This window comes from Agrobacterium sp. M50-1 (assembly GCF_049843495.1).
GTDB lineage: Bacteria > Pseudomonadota > Alphaproteobacteria > Rhizobiales > Rhizobiaceae > Agrobacterium > Agrobacterium radiobacter.
This window is the reverse complement of sequence record NZ_JBBHZH010000012.1, coordinates 15286-30453: the sequence shown is the minus strand read 5'-3', so window position 1 is coordinate 30453 and position 15168 is coordinate 15286. Positions and strand designations below refer to the sequence as shown.

18 protein-coding genes and 1 pseudogene are annotated in these 15168 nt (G+C 59.2%); 16 read left to right on the top strand and 3 right to left on the bottom strand.

The annotated features are described in order from the left end of the window. Positions 1–9 precede the first annotated feature (9 nt). The 3 genes from fliN to motA form a co-directional block, all read right to left on the bottom strand. A complete protein-coding gene (gene fliN, locus WDZ78_RS21960) occupies positions 10–549 on the bottom strand; it encodes a flagellar motor switch protein FliN (protein WP_003503403.1) in 540 nt (179 codons plus the stop codon). A 63-nt stretch (positions 550–612) separates the two neighbouring features. Further along, complete coding sequence (locus tag WDZ78_RS21955) at positions 613–1572, bottom strand: FliM/FliN family flagellar motor switch protein (RefSeq protein WP_425674240.1); 960 nt, start codon at positions 1570–1572, stop codon at positions 613–615. Then, positions 1569–2441, bottom strand: a complete 873-nt coding sequence (gene motA, locus WDZ78_RS21950) for a flagellar motor stator protein MotA (protein WP_020010426.1) — start codon at positions 2439–2441, stop codon at positions 1569–1571. The genes WDZ78_RS21955 and motA overlap by 4 nt, the downstream gene beginning before the upstream one ends. Before the next feature lie 186 nt (positions 2442–2627). On the opposite strand from motA, the gene WDZ78_RS21945 reads away from it, so the two are divergent. The 16 genes and pseudogenes from WDZ78_RS21945 (at position 2628) to WDZ78_RS21870 (ending at position 15055) form a co-directional block, all read left to right on the top strand. Beyond that, positions 2628–3407, top strand: coding sequence for a DUF1217 domain-containing protein (locus WDZ78_RS21945; protein WP_425674276.1), 780 nt, complete (start codon positions 2628–2630; stop codon positions 3405–3407). 1 nt (position 3408) lies between these two features. Further along, complete coding sequence (gene flgF, locus WDZ78_RS21940) at positions 3409–4143, top strand: flagellar basal-body rod protein FlgF (protein WP_003503411.1); 735 nt, start codon at positions 3409–3411, stop codon at positions 4141–4143. A gap of 11 nt (positions 4144–4154) precedes the next feature. After that, positions 4155–5561 (top strand): flagellar protein export ATPase FliI, encoded by a 1407-nt coding sequence (gene fliI, locus WDZ78_RS21935; RefSeq protein ID WP_026363656.1) that lies wholly within the window; start codon positions 4155–4157, stop codon positions 5559–5561. A gap of 3 nt (positions 5562–5564) precedes the next feature. Continuing rightward, positions 5565–6125, top strand: coding sequence for a hypothetical protein (locus tag WDZ78_RS21930; protein WP_425674239.1), 561 nt, complete (start codon positions 5565–5567; stop codon positions 6123–6125). Positions 6126–6296: 171 nt separating this feature from the next. Further along, positions 6297–6689, top strand: coding sequence for a flagellar basal body rod protein FlgB (gene flgB, locus WDZ78_RS21925; protein WP_020010423.1), 393 nt, complete (start codon positions 6297–6299; stop codon positions 6687–6689). A gap of 3 nt (positions 6690–6692) precedes the next feature. Further along, positions 6693–7112: a flagellar basal body rod protein FlgC gene (gene flgC / locus WDZ78_RS21920; RefSeq protein ID WP_003503422.1), complete on the top strand. Its 420-nt coding sequence runs from the start codon at positions 6693–6695 to the stop codon at positions 7110–7112. Then, a complete protein-coding gene (locus WDZ78_RS21915; protein ID WP_003503424.1) occupies positions 7109–7447 on the top strand; it encodes a flagellar hook-basal body complex protein FliE in 339 nt (112 codons plus the stop codon). The genes flgC and WDZ78_RS21915 overlap by 4 nt, the downstream gene beginning before the upstream one ends. A gap of 17 nt (positions 7448–7464) precedes the next feature. After that, complete coding sequence (gene flgG, locus WDZ78_RS21910; protein ID WP_003503427.1) at positions 7465–8253, top strand: flagellar basal-body rod protein FlgG; 789 nt, start codon at positions 7465–7467, stop codon at positions 8251–8253. A 20-nt stretch (positions 8254–8273) separates the two neighbouring features. Next, positions 8274–8762: a flagellar basal body P-ring formation chaperone FlgA gene (gene flgA / locus WDZ78_RS21905; RefSeq protein ID WP_081629524.1), complete on the top strand. Its 489-nt coding sequence runs from the start codon at positions 8274–8276 to the stop codon at positions 8760–8762. Between the two features lie 65 nt (positions 8763–8827). Then, positions 8828–9880, top strand: a pseudogene (locus WDZ78_RS21900) (flagellar basal body P-ring protein FlgI); the annotation flags it as partial. Continuing rightward, positions 9877–10413: a MotE family protein gene (locus WDZ78_RS21895; protein ID WP_003503433.1), complete on the top strand. Its 537-nt coding sequence runs from the start codon at positions 9877–9879 to the stop codon at positions 10411–10413. The pseudogene WDZ78_RS21900 and the gene WDZ78_RS21895, both read left to right, overlap by 4 nt. Next, positions 10410–11129, top strand: coding sequence for a flagellar basal body L-ring protein FlgH (flgH, locus tag WDZ78_RS21890; RefSeq protein WP_003503434.1), 720 nt, complete (start codon positions 10410–10412; stop codon positions 11127–11129). Before WDZ78_RS21895 ends, flgH begins: the two co-directional genes overlap by 4 nt. A gap of 27 nt (positions 11130–11156) precedes the next feature. Then, the gene (locus WDZ78_RS21885; RefSeq protein ID WP_035259607.1) at positions 11157–11657 is read left to right on the top strand and encodes a flagellar basal body-associated FliL family protein; all 501 of its coding nucleotides are present in this window, start codon (positions 11157–11159) and stop codon (positions 11655–11657) included. Beyond that, a complete protein-coding gene (fliP, locus tag WDZ78_RS21880; RefSeq protein WP_003493833.1) occupies positions 11654–12391 on the top strand; it encodes a flagellar type III secretion system pore protein FliP in 738 nt (245 codons plus the stop codon). The genes WDZ78_RS21885 and fliP overlap by 4 nt, the downstream gene beginning before the upstream one ends. 374 nt (positions 12392–12765) lie before the next feature. Beyond that, entirely contained in the window at positions 12766–13686 is a 921-nt protein-coding gene (locus WDZ78_RS21875; RefSeq protein ID WP_020010418.1) for a flagellin, read from the top strand. Positions 13687–14092: 406 nt separating this feature from the next. Then, the gene (locus tag WDZ78_RS21870) at positions 14093–15055 is read left to right on the top strand and encodes a flagellin (protein WP_020010417.1); all 963 of its coding nucleotides are present in this window, start codon (positions 14093–14095) and stop codon (positions 15053–15055) included. The last annotated feature ends 113 nt before the right edge of the window (positions 15056–15168 follow it).

Below are 15168 nucleotides of genomic sequence, written 5' to 3'. Positions count from 1 at the left end.
CCACAGGGATCAGGCTTTTCGCGTACTCAGTACTTCAATCAATTTTACGCCGAAGCGCGTATCGTCGTCTTCCAGAACCGTTATTTCACCGCGCGCAATACGGCGGCCATTCACCATGATCTCGACCGGCTCGCCGATCTTGCGATCAAGCGCGATGGTTGCGCCCTCTTCGAGGCTCATCAGCCCCGAAACGAGCATTCTGCTGGTGCCGAGAACGATCTGGACATCGATCGGGATGTCCATGATCATTTCCATGTTTTCGGACAAGCCGCTGCCGAGCGGCGCCTTCACGCCCGCAACCTGCGGGGCGGCGGCAAAATCGTCCATCGCAAAGTCGGCCGCTCCGCCACCAAAGGCGGAAAGGTCGGTTTCGGTCGAAACCTCGTCCGTGCTTCCGAAATCGCCGAAGTCGCCAAAATCGGAGAGCGAGCCTTCCGCATCCGTCTTGAGGACGCCACGCAGATCGCCGATAGCCTGGTCGAGGTCGCCGCCGTCTTCAAACGACGGCAACGCCGCATCATCGGTCACAGGTGTTTTCTTCGTAGCCATGCGCTGATTATTCCCTTTGAAACTTGCGTCAGCCTGCCCAGAACCCTAAAGGCCGGGCAGGATTTAACCCATCAAATGTCGTAAGATCTCGTCGTCCGTGCTGACATTGTTCTTCACCCGAACCATGTAGCGGTCGCCGGACTTGCCGAATTCGCAATTATAGAGCTTGGAACCGTTAGCGCTGACCTCGACGCCGATATCGTCCTGCTTCAGAGCCTGGAACGGAATGACGTCACCGGCCACCAGCTTGGAAATTGTCCTCAGCGTCAGCGTTTCGAGCTTGATGCGCGCCTCGAGCGTTACCTGCGATCGCTTCACCTGCTCGGAAATCATCTCCATCCATTCCTCCTGCTTCTTCAGCGCCTGGGCGGAAGCCTTGGGAGCGACGATGGAGGTTCTGAGCAGGGGACGCTGCGGCACGATGAGGGTAAATTCCGACGAGACCTTGCCGATATCGATCTTCATGCGGATGGTCACGCCGTAAAGACCGGCGATCATTTCCTCGAAGGCGCTTTTGCCGTTGGAGTTGAACGGCGGCTCGATCGCCGCCTCAAAACCGCCGGGCGCGTTGACGCCGGAGCGCAGGACACCGGCGATGCGGCCAAGAACCATGGCCGCGAGGTCGAGCTCGATATGGGACAGGCTGCGCTCGTCCGGTTCGCCGATCATGTCCGGCGACGCGCCCAGCATGCGCTCCATGAGCGCGATGACGAAGCCGTTGCCGACCGTCATCATGAAATTGGGGCACCAGTTGCGCAGGGAACAATCGGCAACCGCGACATTGCCCCCGACATTGGCGATGAGATCGGTCATCAGGCCCGATTCGGAGCTGACATATTCCACATCGATCGCGATGCCGGTCTCGCTGTGGAAGATGTCCGGCAGGAATTCGCTGTAGAGATGGCCGATATCGGAACCGATCTTGGCGATCGTCTTGCGGTCCGACAGCCCTCCCGTCAATTTTGCGAGCAGGGCGGTGTCGATGGCGGGTGCTTGTTGCGCTGCAGCTTTTGCCATCGTCATGCCGCCTTGTTTTCGCCGCCGGGGTTCATCATCTCCTGTTCGACGGCGTCAATGGACGGCCGCTCGTAGTTGGAGATGGTCTTGCGGCCATATTCGAGCGCGACCTGCGGCACCGAGCCGTTCATGTAGGCGATCAGCGTCTGCTTGACGATGATGTAGAGGCGGTGCTGCTTGGTGCGGACGATCTTGACCTGCGAAGCGAGCGGGTTGCAGATCGAATAGGACAGGATGATGCCGAGCATGGTGCCGACGAGTGCGGCGCCGATCAGGCCGCCGAGCACTTCAGGCGATTCGTTGATCTTGCCCATGGCCTTGATGACGCCGAGAACCGCCGCGACGATACCGATGGCGGGGAAGGAATCGCCCATGGTGGTGATCGCGTGATAGGGCTTCAGCTTGTCGTTGAGGATGGTCTCGATTTCCTCATCCATCAGCGCCTCGATTTCGTGGCTGCGGGCATTGCCGATGATGATGAGACGGACATAGTCACAGATGAACGAGGTCAGTTCCTTGTTCTTCAGCACCGAAGGCGCGCTCTGGAAGATCGAGGATTCCTCGGGATTGTCGATATGGGCCTCGATCTCGTTGCGCGATTTCGTGCGCAGATCGCGCATCAGCGAATAAAGCACGCCGAGCACGTCGAGATAGTTTCGCTCCTTCGGGACCGAATGCTTGAAGGCCTCGCCAAGCGCCTTGCCCGAATCCTTCACGACCTTCATGGGGTTTGCCATGATGAAGCCGCCGAGACCGGCGCCGCCGATGATCATCAATTCGAACGGCTGAACCAGCACGTCCAGATGACCGCCCATCGCCATATAGCCGCCGATGATGCAGCCGAAGGTGATTATAAGTCCAATTACAATATTCATTGATCGACCACGCCCGAACAGTGTTCCATGCCGCCATGTCTAGAAAATGTGGCTTGCGTGAACCTGTCCGCAAAGCCTCCCTCGCGTTCCCGCCTTCAGCCAGTTTCGCACAAGCAAGCCACGGCACTATGCCGGCAAAGGCGGACGTGCGCCTTGAGATCGGGATCAAACGAGAGCGGCGGTTCAGTGACTTCCACCTATACCAGCTACAGACTGATCAGTCAGGACATCGGCAAATCGCTTGAGCGGGTGTCGAAGCAGCCTGATGTGGCGCGCGAAACCGAATATTACCGGTCGAAGATCGGCGATGTGAAATCCATCGACGACTTCATGGCCGATACGCGCCTTTATAATTACGCCCTGAAAGCCCACGGGCTTGAGGATATGGCCTATGCGAAGGCCTTCATCCGCAAGGTGCTGACGGAAGGCACCTCGGACAAGAACGCCTTCGCCAACAAGCTTTCCGACAACCGATATGCCGAACTTGCAAAGTCCCTGGATTTTGCAGGCCTGGGTGCGGCAGCGACCTCCACCGAGGCAGCCAAATCAGGTGTCGTCAGTAAATACACGCGCCAGACGCTGGAACAGGAAGCGGGCGACGACAATAACGGCGTCCGGCTTGCCCTTTATTTCGAGCGCAAGGCGCCGACAATCAAATCCGGCCTCGATTTCCTCGCCGACGACGCGCTTGCGCAGGTGTTCCGCACCACGTTCAACCTGCCCGACGCATTTGCGGCGGCCGATGTCGACAAGCAGGCCGCGCTCATCGAAAAAAGCATCGATATCAAGGATCTGCAGGATCCTGAAAAGGTCGGCAAGCTGCTCGAGCGTTTCACCATCATGTGGGAAATGCAAAATCCCTCAACGACCTACGACCCTTTGGCCGTTTTCGGCTCCTCCAGCGGCTACGGCATTTCCCCCGACCTGCTGATCTCCATCAACTCCCTGAAACTCGGAGGCAAATGATATGCAATCCGGACTATACGTCGCCCTGTCCTCGCAGATCGCGCTGGAGCGCCGTCTCACCACCATTTCCGACAATATGGCGAATGTGAACACGGTCGGCTTCCGCGGCTCCGAAGTGAAATTCGATGAGATGGTCGCCAAGAACCACAATGACATGAACGCCAGGGTAGCCTTCGTTTCCCAGGGCAACGACTATCTCTCCACCCGCCAGGGTGCATTCGAGCAGACCGGCAATTCCTTCGATTTCGCCATCAAGGGCGATGCCTGGTTCTCGCTGGATACGCCCGATGGCCAGATCCTGACCCGCGACGGCCGTTTCACCATGCGTCCGGACGGCGCGCTCATCTCGTCCAGCGGTTATCCCGTTCTTGATGCCGGCGGCGGCCCGATCCAGCTCAATCCGAATGGCGGTCCGATCACCGTCGGTCTCGACGGAGCCATCCGCCAGAACGAGAATATCGTCGCCACGCTCGGCATCTACCAGGCGGATTTTTCGCAAGGCTTCCTGCGTCATCCCAATAGCGGCGTGAAGCCGGTGGCCCAGCCGGTTCCGGTGGTCAACAATCATGAAGTCGGCGTCGTGCAGGGTTACCTCGAGCAGTCGAACGTCAACGGCATTTCCCAGATGACGCAGCTCATCCAGGTCAACCGCGCCTTTGAAAGCATCTCCTCGCTGATGCGCGACACCGAATCGACCTTCGGCGAGGGCATCAAGACGCTTGGCGGCGCGCGTTGAGGAACTGAGTGATGACAATGCCGGAATCCATGCTCTCGGCTGATGCCATTTCACCGAAGCTCGCGCAGCTGGCGAGCCTTGCCGGGCATTATGCCGATCCGGAGTTCTCAGTTGCGCATGGCGGTCATGTCCGCACCATCGCCGCCGGGCACTATACGGTTTCCGGCCTGTCACGGCATGTGCGGCTCGGTGAATTCGTCGCCCATCGCAGTGCGACCGGCATTCATCTCGGCGAAGTCGTGCGCGTGGAGCCGGACATCTGCTATGTCTGCCCGATTGAACCCGGCGAGCCGATCGGCATTCACGACACCGTCATCCGCAAGGGCGCCTTCCGCGTCTCGCCCGACGACAGCTGGTGCGGACGCACCATCAATGCGCTCGGCGAGCCGATTGACGATCAAGGGCCGCTTTCCGCCGGTATTGAGCGCCGTTCGATTTCCAGCAATGCGCCGCCCTCGATGACGCGCAAAAGAGTGGAGACGCCCTTCAAGACGGGTGTGCGGGCAATCGATATCTTTTCGCCGCTTTGCCTCGGCCAGCGCCTCGGCATTTTTGCGGGTTCCGGCGTCGGCAAATCAACGCTGCTGTCGATGCTCGCCAAGGCAGACGCCTTCGATAAGGTCGTCATTGCGCTTGTCGGCGAACGTGGCCGCGAAGTGCGCGAATTCATCGAAGACACGATGGGCGAGAATATGAGCAAGTCCATCGCCGTCGTCGCGACGAGCGATGAGAGCCCGATGCTGCGCAAGATGGCGCCGCTTTCCGCCGTTACCATCGCCGAGCATTTCCGCGATCAGGGCGACAACGTCCTTCTCATCATCGACAGCGTGACGCGATTTGCCCATGCGATCCGCGAAGTGGCGGTCGCTTCGGGCGAGCCGCCGGTGGCGCGCGGCTATCCGGCCTCTGTCTTTACCGAACTGCCGCGCCTTCTGGAGCGGGCGGGACCGGGCGCAGAAGGCACCGGCACCATCACCGCCATCGTCTCCATTCTGGTGGATGGCGACAATCACAACGATCCGATTGCCGATTCGACCCGCGGTATTCTCGACGGCCATATCGTGCTTGACCGCAGCCTTGCCGAAGAAGGCCGTTATCCGCCGATCAATCCCCTCGCCTCGATCTCCCGTCTGGCCAAGAAGGCCTGGACGCCGGATCAGGAAAAGCTGGTCTCGCGCCTCAAGGCGCTGGTGCACCGCTTCGAGGAAACACGGGATCTTCGCCTTATCGGCGGTTATCGGCCCGGCACCGACCCCGATCTCGACATGGCGGTGAAGCAGGTGCCGATCATCTATGAAACGCTGAAACAGCTGCCGAGCGAACCGGCAGCGCAAGACGCCTATGCCGACCTGGCGACCGCGCTGCGCGGGGGAGCACAGAATGGCCAGCCCCAGGTAAACCCGAGAGTGAGAGGCTGACCCGTGAACAAGCCGACCGACAATAGCCATGATGAAGACGTGCTGCCCAAGCCTGTTTTCTTTACGCCCGACCGTATTCTCGCATGGACGGGCATCGGACTTGCCGCTGCAGCAGCCTTTTTTCCATGGTACGTGTTCTTCAACGAAGACAAATTCGGCATGAAGGTGGCGGGCGGCGACCGCACCCGCGATCTGCCCCATACCGGCCCGCGGGAAGTCTTCAGCGTTTCGCCAATGGCCATGACCAACCGCAACAAGGAAGACACCCCGCCGCCGGCGGAGCTGCCCGACATGCTGACGACGGCAACCGTCAACGCGGGCGGCAAGGAAAAACAGAACAATCTGGCAGCCGGGATCGAGGACCAGCCCTTCCCCGGCCAGACATCCTTCCGTCTGCTGCATGTTTCCAATGGCCGCGCCCTGATCGAGGACGGTTCGGGCATGTATATGGTGCGAGTCGGTTCGACCCTGCCGGACAATGCATTGCTGACAAAGATCGAGCAGCGCAACGGCGAGTGGCTGATAGAGACCTCCTCCGGCAAGACCTACCACCCCGAAAAATAACGGTTTTTCTCTCAACGGAAGGGCGCGCCGCATCTGCCGGCGCGCTTTTTTTGTTTTGTGCGGGCCGCGTGTGCAGGCCCGTTTCTCCATCGTTGCGCAGTATCATCCCTCCCCGCAAGTCTGACGCAAGATTAGCCCCGTAGGTTCGGGCCATACGAGATGGAGAAGTCTATGCAACCGATTCAACTGTTCGAACTGGCATCCCGCCAAGCGGAATGGCTGAGCGTGCGGCAGGAAGTCGTGGCGACCAACATCGCCAACGCCAACACACCCAAGTTCCACGCCAAGGATGTCAGCCCTTTCGAAGCGGTCATGCAGGCCACCAGCCAGCAGGTCGGCATGGCGAAGACCCATCCCGCCCATTTCGGGGCGAGCGATCTCAGCGAAAACATCGCGGTGCGCGACAACCCGATCAATAACGAGATCGGCATGCAGGAGTCCGGCAATTCGGTCGCGCTTGCTGAAGAAATGACCAAGACCGGCGAGATCAAGCGGCAGTACGACCTGAACGCCAATCTCGTCAAATCCTTCCATCGCATGATGCTGATGACGGTAAAGAGGTAATCCATGGATCCCTTGAGTGCGGCGAGCAAGATCGCCGGCAGCGGTCTCGAAGTGCAGTCCACGCGCCTGCGCATTGTTTCGGAAAACATTGCCAACGCCAGATCCACCGGCGACACCCCCGGCGCCGACCCCTATCGCCGCAAGACCGTCACCTTCGGCTCCGAGCTCGACCGTGTCAGCGGTGTGGAGCGTGTGACGGTGAAAAAGCTCGGCGTCGACCGTGGTGATTTCGTCAACGAATACGATCCCGGCAATCCGGCCGCCGATAGCAACGGCATGGTGAAGATGCCGAACGTCAATATCCTGATCGAAATGGCTGACATGCGCGAAGCCAACCGCAGCTACGACGCCAATCTTCAGGTCATCCGCCAGACACGCGACCTCGTCGCCTCCACAATCGACCTTCTGAAGGCATCGCAATGATCGACGGTATCAAGCAAGTCAGTTCCCTCTCGCTTACCCGCGGCGCAAGCGGCGTCTCCTCGCTGACGGAAAGCCTTTTCGGCGACCAGCAGCAGACGACACCCGCGCAGCAGACAGGCGCAAGCTTCGCCAGCGTTCTCGGCAACGTATCGATTGATGCGATGAACAATCTGAAGAAGGCGGAAGTCGCTTCCTTCGAAGGCATTCAGGGCAAGGCGAATACGCGTGAAGTGGTCGATGCCATGCTTTCGGCCGAACAGTCACTGCAAACCGCCATCGCGCTCCGAGACAAGATCGTGTCGGCCTATCTCGACATTACCAAGATGCAGATCTAGCCCACAGGAATATTGACATGAGAGCTCTTGCCATCGCTGCCACCGGTATGGACGCCCAGCAGACCAATCTGGAAGTCATTGCCAACAACATCGCCAACATCAACACCACCGGTTACAAGCGCGCGCGTGCGGAGTTCACCGATCTTCTCTACCAGACCGAGCGCATGCAGGGCGTGCCGAACCGCGCCAATCAGGCGATCGTACCCGAAGGCGCCAATATCGGCCTCGGTGTACAGACCTCGGCGGTGCGTAACATCCACACCCAGGGCAACCTGATCGAGACCGGCAACAAGCTCGACGTCGCGATCATCGGTCAGGGCTGGTTTCAGATCGAGGCGGCCGACGGTTCGACGCTCTACAGCCGCGCCGGCGCCTTCAACAAGAACGCCGATGGCAATCTGGTGACGGTCGATGGCTATAACGTCATTCCCAACATCAATATCCCGACCGACGCGCAGGACATCACCGTTACCCGCACGGGTCAGGTGACGGCCCGCATCGGCAACGCCGCCGACTTTACCGAGCTTGGCCAGCTGACCATCGCCAACTTCGCCAACGAAGCCGGCCTGAAGCCGCTCGGCGACAACCTCTTTGCCCAGACGCCGGCATCCGGCGACGCTGTCATCGGCGTGCCTGACGATCCGAGCTACGGCTACATCAAGCAATCCTACCTCGAAGGCTCGAACGTCGATGCCGTCAAGGAAATCACCGACCTGATCACGGCGCAGCGCGCCTACGAGATGAATTCCAAGGTCATCACCACCGCTGACGAAATGGCTTCGATTGTCAGCAAGAACCTGAAGTAAGAACGGAAAGGCAGGCGAACATGAGGTTTGTCCGGAACAATAGCAGCTGCAGAACGGCGCTCGTCCGTATGTGCCTGGCGTCTGCCTTTTCACTGGGGGCTCTTGTCCCCGCGCTTGCCCAAGCGCCGATGGCGCTGGTCCCGACGCGCACCATCTATCCGGGCGAGACGATCACGCCTGAGCAGGTGAAGCCGGTGGAAGTGACCAATCCCAATATTTCCTCGGGTTATGCGAGCGATATCAGCGAAGTGGAAGGCATGATCTCCAAGCAGACCCTACTTCCCGGCCGCACGATCCCCGTTGCCGCCTTGCGCGAACCGTCGCTCGTCACGCGCGGCACCAGCGTCAAACTCGTCTTCACAATCGGCAACATGACGCTGATGGCCTCGGGAACGCCGATGACCGACGGCTCGCTCGGCGAAGTCGTGCGGGTACGCAACATCGATTCCGGCGTGATGGTCAGCGGCACGGTCATGAAGGACGGAACCATTCAGGTGATGGCGAAATGAGAGTGCTTCGTATCCTGGCCGCGGCCATCCTGTTTTCGGCACAGCCTTTCCTCTCCCTCCCCGCAGCCCATGCGGATACATCCCGTATCAAGGATATCGCATCGCTGCAGGCGGGGCGTGACAACCAGCTGATTGGATATGGTCTCGTGGTTGGCTTACAAGGCACGGGCGACAGCCTGCGCTCCTCGCCGTTTACCGAACAATCCATGCGGGCGATGCTGCAGAACCTCGGCATCACCACGCAGGGCGGTCAGTCGAACGCCAAGAATATCGCGGCTGTCATGGTGACGGCCAACCTGCCGCCCTTCGCCAGCCCCGGCAGCCGTGTCGACGTGACGGTCAGCTCGCTGGGCGATGCCACCTCACTTCGTGGCGGCACCCTCATCATGACTTCGCTTTCCGGCGCGGACGGACAGATCTACGCGGTCGCGCAGGGCGCACTGATCGTCAACGGCTTTTCGGCTCAGGGCGATGCGGCGACGCTGACCCAAGGCGTGACCACCTCCGCCCGCGTGCCGAACGGCGCGATCATCGAACGGGAGCTGCCGTCCAAGTTCAAGGATTCAGTCAATCTCGTCCTTCAGCTGCGCAATCCCGATTTTTCGACCGCCGTGCGTGTCGCCGATGTCGTCAACGCCTTTGCCCGCGCCCGTTACGGCGACCCGATCGCCGAGCCGCGCGATTCGCAGGAAATCGCGGTGCAGAAGCCCCGCGTGGCTGATCTCACCCGGCTGATGGCGGAAATCGAAAACCTGACGGTGGAGACGGATACCCCGGCCAAGGTCGTGATCAACGAACGCACCGGCACGATCGTCATCGGCGCCGATGTACGCATTTCCCGTGTCGCGGTCAGCTACGGAACGCTGACCGTGCAGGTGACGGAATCGCCGCAGGTCATTCAGCCCGCACCCTTCTCGCGCGGTCAAACGGCGGTGCAGCCGCAGACGGATATCATGGCAATGCAGGAAGGCAGCAAGGTCGCCATCGTCGAAGGTCCCGACCTTCGCACACTGGTTGCCGGTCTCAACAGCATCGGGCTCAAGGCGGATGGTATCATCGCCATTCTGCAAGGCATCAAATCCGCCGGCGCCCTTCAAGCGGAGCTTGTGCTGCAATGATGGACAATCAGAAGAAAAACGCTTTCCCGAATGGCCTTGTCCGCTTCGCGGCTGTCGCCTCGCTGCTTTTCCTGCTTCCCGCCGCTGGCGCCGAAAGCCAGCAGAACGTGGTCTCGGAACTCAGCACGCAGGATGAAATCCAGAAATTCTGCACCAACATCGCCGATGCGGCCCGCGACCAGCGTTATCTCATGCAGAAGCAGGAGCTGGAAAAGCTGCAGTCCGACGTCAATGAGCGCATTGCCGTGCTGGAAGACCGCAAGGCGGAATATGAGGACTGGCTGGCGCGCCGCGAGCATTTCCTCAATCAGGCGAAAAGCAATCTCGTCGACATCTACAAGACGATGAAGGCCGATGCCGCCGCACCGCAGCTTGAGAAGATGCATGTGGAGATTGCGGCCGCCATCATCATGCAGCTGCCGCCGCGCCAATCGGGTCTCATTCTCAGTGAGATGGATGCGCAGAAAGCCGCCACTGTCGCCGGCATCATGTCGCAGGCAACCGATAAAAACACTTCGAAGGATCCTTCATGAGCACGCGTCGTCTTCCGGCCCTCCTCCTGCCGCTCGCTCTGCTTGCCGGCTGCCAGAACAACCAGACCCTGAAGGAAATAGGCAACGCACCTGCGATGAGCCCGATCGGCAGCGGCCTGCAATTCAGCCAGACGCCGCAGATGGGTATGTATCCCAAGCAGCCGAAGCACATGGCCAGCGGCTATTCGCTGTGGAGCGACAGTCAGGGCGCGCTGTTCAAGGATCTGCGCGCGCTCAACATCGGCGACATCCTGACAGTCAACATCCAGATCAACGACAAGGCCGATTTCGACAACGAGACCGAGCGCAACCGCACCAATGCCAGCGGCCTGAACTGGAAGGCCAAGGCCGAAATCTTCGGCTGGACCCCGGAAGCGGACTCGAGCATCAAATACGGCTCCGACACCGACACCCAGGCGAAGGGCAAGACCAAGCGTTCCGAAAAGCTGACGCTGCTGGTGGCCGCCGTGGTGACCGGCATTCTGGAAAACGGCAACCTCATCATCAGCGGCTCGCAGGAAGTGCGCGTGAACCACGAAATCCGCATCCTCAACGTCGGCGGTATCGTCCGGCCGCAGGATGTCGATGCCCAGAACATCATCTCCTACGAGCGCATCGCCGAAGCACGCATCTCCTATGGCGGTCGCGGACGTCTGACGGAAGTGCAGCAGCCCCCGGTCGGGCAGCAGGTCGTCGACCTGTTCTCGCCGCTCTGACGCCGGAACACGGGAACGGACTGACCCATGGAAAACGAACAGGCAGAGGGCAAGAAAAAATCCTCCCCTCTGGTCATGACCATCGCAGGCGTTGCGATCCTCACCCTGCTCGGTGCGGGGGGCGGCTGGCTCGTGGGTGGCATGATCGCGCCGAAGATCGCCGGCGCGGAGGCGCATGCACCGGCTGCTGCCGGCGGGCACGGTGAGAAAAAGGAAGAGGGTATCGAGAAAATCTCGGCTGAGGCGAACGGCATCGTCCAGCTTGATCCCATCACCACCAACCTCGCCTATCCCTCGACGAACTGGGTGCGGCTGGAAGTGGCGCTGATGTTCAAGGGACCGGTCGAGGTGGGTCTGGCGGAAGATATCCACCAGGACATCATGGCCTATGTCCGCACCGTTTCCCTTCAGCAGCTGGAAGGGCCGCGCGGCTTTCAATATCTTAAGGATGACATTCAGGAACGAGTTGACCTGCGCTCTCAAGGGCGCGTATCCAAGGTCATGTTCCGGACCTTTGTCATCGAATGATTCGATTTCTTGTAACCATCGCCGTCCTCCTTGCTTTGCCGGGCCTTGCCAATGCCCAGCAATTTCCGTCCGATCTGTTCAACACGCAGATAGACGGCTCTGTTGCGGCATGGATCATCCGCACCTTCGGTCTTCTGACGGTTCTCTCCGTCGCACCGGGCATTCTGATCATGGTCACGAGCTTTCCGCGCTTCGTGATCGCCTTCTCGATCCTGCGGTCCGGCATGGGGCTTGCCTCGACCCCTTCCAACATGATCCTGCTGTCGATGGCGATGTTCATGACCTTCTATGTCATGTCGCCCACCTTCGACAAAGCCTGGACCGACGGCGTGCAGCCGCTGCTGCAGAACCAGATCAACGAGCAGCAGGCCGTAGAGCGCATCGCCGAACCCTTCCGCACCTTCATGAACGCCAATACGCGTGACAAGGATCTGAAACTGTTCGTCGACATTGCCCGCGAGCGCGGACAGGAAGTCATGACCAACAACGTCGTCGACTATCGAGTGCTCGTTCCGGCCTTCATGCTGTCGGAAATCCGGCGCGGTTTCGAGATCGGTTTCCTCATTATCCTGCCGTTTCTGGTCATCGATCTCATCGTCGCTACCATCACCATGGCCATGGGCATGATGATGCTGCCGCCCACCTCCATTTCCCTGCCGTTCAAGATCCTGTTCTTCGTGCTGATCGACGGCTGGAACCTGCTCGTCGGCAGTCTCGTCAGATCGTTCAACTGACGGGCCTTCGTGCCGGATTGACACCCGTTAACCCTGTTTTTTAACCCCGCGCGCCCAAGGCCGCGGGGTTTTTGCTTATTGATGCTTTGTTTACCATTTTTACTAGCCATTGGCTAACTATATTTATAAATATAAAAGTTACTATTCAAATAAATAAAAAAGTAACCATAAGTATCCTCCAATATTTCTTAACGCTCAAATTAATAATTGCGCAATTTTTCCCTGCGAAGTTCTGACTACACGCAGCGGGTTTGGTTTCCGAAACTAAGAATTTCTGGACCGAGTGGCATGAAGCCGAAACGTTGCGACCGGTAATACACAAACCCGGTATGTCCCCACTCCAGTATCTCGTAAAAACAAGGGACACATTTATTATGGCAAGCATTCTGACCAACAACAACGCAATGGCCGCTCTGTCGACCCTGCGCTCCATCGCTTCCGATCTGTCCACCACGCAGGACCGCATTTCTTCCGGCCTGAAGGTTGGCTCGGCTTCCGACAACGCTGCCTACTGGTCGATCGCGACCACCATGCGTTCCGACAACAAGGCTCTCGGCGCCGTCTCCGACGCGCTGGGCATGGGCGCCGCCAAGGTTGACACCGCGTCTGCCGGTATGGACGCCGCCATCAAGGTTGTCACCGACATCAAGGCAAAGGTCGTTGCCGCCAAGGAACAGGGCGTTGACAAGGCCAAGGTTCAGGAAGAAGTCACGCAGCTGCTCGACCAGCTGAAGTCGATCGGCACGAGCGCGTCTTTCAACGGTGAAAACTGGCTCGTTTCCAGCGCCAACGCCACCAAGACGGTTGTTTCCGGCTTCGTTCGTGACGCCAGCGGCAACGTCAGCGTCAAGACGACGGACTACGCTCTCGACGCCACCTCCATGCTTTACACGGAAGCTACGCCCGGCACGATCGACGCAAATTCCGGTATCCTGAACGCCACCGGTGCGACGACGACTGTCGGCGCCAAGACCTACACCCAGATCTCCGTTCTCGACATGAACGTCACCACCGACGATCTCGACAACGCCCTCTACTCCGTTGAAACCGCTCTGACGAAGATGACCAGCGCCGGCGCCAAGCTCGGTTCGCTGTCTGCACGCATCGACCTGCAGACCGACTTCGCCGACAAGCTGTCCGACACCATCGAAAAGGGCGTTGGCCGTCTCGTTGACGCCGACATGAACGAAGAGTCCACCAAGCTGAAGGCTCTCCAGACGCAGCAGCAGCTGGCAATCCAGGCTCTGTCGATCGCCAACAGCGACTCGCAGAACATCCTGTCGCTCTTCCGTTAAGAGCTGAGCTTCTCATAGCCCTTCGGGGCTGGGGGACAAATTTCTTCCCACAGGCAATCGGGGGCTGACCGAGCGCAGATTGGGATAGAAGGCATAAAGGTCCGAAAGGCTGAATCGGACTGAATGCATCAATGAGGCCGCATCCGGAAACGGTGCGGCCTTATCTTTTTTTTAAACTTTTGGCGATACGCGCGCGTGCGCGCGAGAGTTGCATTTTTTAATTTTGACGACGCTGAATTTCTTTCTCCGCTTATCAATTCATTAACCAAACCCGCGTTACCTAATGCTCATCGAAACGGCGAGCTAACGTTAAAAATCAGCCAGTTAGCAGGCATGATGCTGTGCGCCGTTCCCGGTGAAACCGGAATGTCCCTTCTTTAATCAGCCATTCAAGGGGCACACTACTATGACGAGCATTATCACGAATGTCGCAGCAATGTCTGCGCTCCAGACCCTGCGCTCTATCGGCCAGAACATGGAATCCACTCAGGCACGCGTTTCCTCCGGCCTTCGCGTTGGCGAAGCTGCTGACAACGCTGCTTACTGGTCGATCGCAACCACGATGCGCTCCGACAACATGGCCCTCTCCTCCGTTTCCGACGCTCTCGGCCTCGGCGCCGCCAAGGTAGACACCGCTTCTGCCGGCATGGAATCGGCAATCGAAGTCGTCAAGGAAATCAAGGCAAAGCTGGTCACGGCAACTGAAGAAGGCGTCGACCGCACCAAGGTTCAGGAAGAAATCGGCCAGCTCCAGAAGCAGCTCGCATCGATCGCACAGGGCGCTTCCTTCTACGGTGAAAACTGGCTCGTCGGCGTTTCGACGCTCGGTGCGACGACCCCCGGCACGGACCCGGACAAGTCGGTCGTTGCCGGCTTCGTTCGCTCCACCGGCGGCGCCGTTAACGTCACGACCACGAAATACGCTCTCGACAACACCGCAACCGGCAACACTCTGTTCGGCTCGGTCGACTCCGCAGGCGTTCCGGACACGAGCGGCATTCTCGGCACGACTGGCACGTTCACGACTGTCGCTGCCCAGTCCGTCTACACGCTTGATATCACCCAGTATGCAGCCGCTGACCGCGCCACGAACATGGCCGAAGCCCTGACGCTGGTTGAAAACTCCCTGAAGGCAATGACGAGCGCTGCAGCTAAGCTCGGTTCGCTCTCCATGCGTATCGGCCTGCAGGAAGATTTCGCTTCCAAGCTGTCCGACTCCATCGACAAGGGCATCGGCCGCCTCGTGGACGCTGACATGAACGAAGAGTCCACCCGCCTCAAGGCCCTGCAGACCCAGCAGCAGCTCGGTGTTCAGGCTCTCTCGATCGCCAACAGCAACTCCGAAAGCATCCTGTCGCTCTTCCGTTAATCAGAAGCCTCAGCCTAAAAAATCAACCGCGCCGAAAGGCGCGGTTTTTGTTTGTTTATTCACCTGCGAAATTAAGAGATTTTTTGATTAAGAGTTCGTTAACCAAATCACGG

What these genes read in the sequence shown, in the direction of transcription:
- fliN (WP_003503403.1), bottom strand. Translation starts at nt 549, where the DNA reads ATGGCTACGAAGAAAACACCTGTGACCGATGATGCGGCGTTGCCGTCG.
- WDZ78_RS21955 (WP_425674240.1), bottom strand. Translation starts at nt 1,572, where the DNA reads ATGACGATGGCAAAAGCTGCAGCGCAACAAGCACCCGCCATCGACACC.
- motA (WP_020010426.1), bottom strand. Translation starts at nt 2,441, where the DNA reads ATGAATATTGTAATTGGACTTATAATCACCTTCGGCTGCATCATCGGC.
- flgF (WP_003503411.1), top strand. Translation starts at nt 3,409, where the DNA reads ATGCAATCCGGACTATACGTCGCCCTGTCCTCGCAGATCGCGCTGGAG.
- fliI (WP_026363656.1), top strand. Translation starts at nt 4,155, where the DNA reads ATGACAATGCCGGAATCCATGCTCTCGGCTGATGCCATTTCACCGAAG.
- flgB (WP_020010423.1), top strand. Translation starts at nt 6,297, where the DNA reads ATGCAACCGATTCAACTGTTCGAACTGGCATCCCGCCAAGCGGAATGG.
- flgC (WP_003503422.1), top strand. Translation starts at nt 6,693, where the DNA reads ATGGATCCCTTGAGTGCGGCGAGCAAGATCGCCGGCAGCGGTCTCGAA.
- WDZ78_RS21915 (WP_003503424.1), top strand. Translation starts at nt 7,109, where the DNA reads ATGATCGACGGTATCAAGCAAGTCAGTTCCCTCTCGCTTACCCGCGGC.
- flgG (WP_003503427.1), top strand. Translation starts at nt 7,465, where the DNA reads ATGAGAGCTCTTGCCATCGCTGCCACCGGTATGGACGCCCAGCAGACC.
- flgA (WP_081629524.1), top strand. Translation starts at nt 8,274, where the DNA reads ATGAGGTTTGTCCGGAACAATAGCAGCTGCAGAACGGCGCTCGTCCGT.
- WDZ78_RS21895 (WP_003503433.1), top strand. Translation starts at nt 9,877, where the DNA reads ATGATGGACAATCAGAAGAAAAACGCTTTCCCGAATGGCCTTGTCCGC.
- flgH (WP_003503434.1), top strand. Translation starts at nt 10,410, where the DNA reads ATGAGCACGCGTCGTCTTCCGGCCCTCCTCCTGCCGCTCGCTCTGCTT.
- WDZ78_RS21885 (WP_035259607.1), top strand. Translation starts at nt 11,157, where the DNA reads ATGGAAAACGAACAGGCAGAGGGCAAGAAAAAATCCTCCCCTCTGGTC.
- fliP (WP_003493833.1), top strand. Translation starts at nt 11,654, where the DNA reads ATGATTCGATTTCTTGTAACCATCGCCGTCCTCCTTGCTTTGCCGGGC.
- WDZ78_RS21875 (WP_020010418.1), top strand. Translation starts at nt 12,766, where the DNA reads ATGGCAAGCATTCTGACCAACAACAACGCAATGGCCGCTCTGTCGACC.
- WDZ78_RS21870 (WP_020010417.1), top strand. Translation starts at nt 14,093, where the DNA reads ATGACGAGCATTATCACGAATGTCGCAGCAATGTCTGCGCTCCAGACC.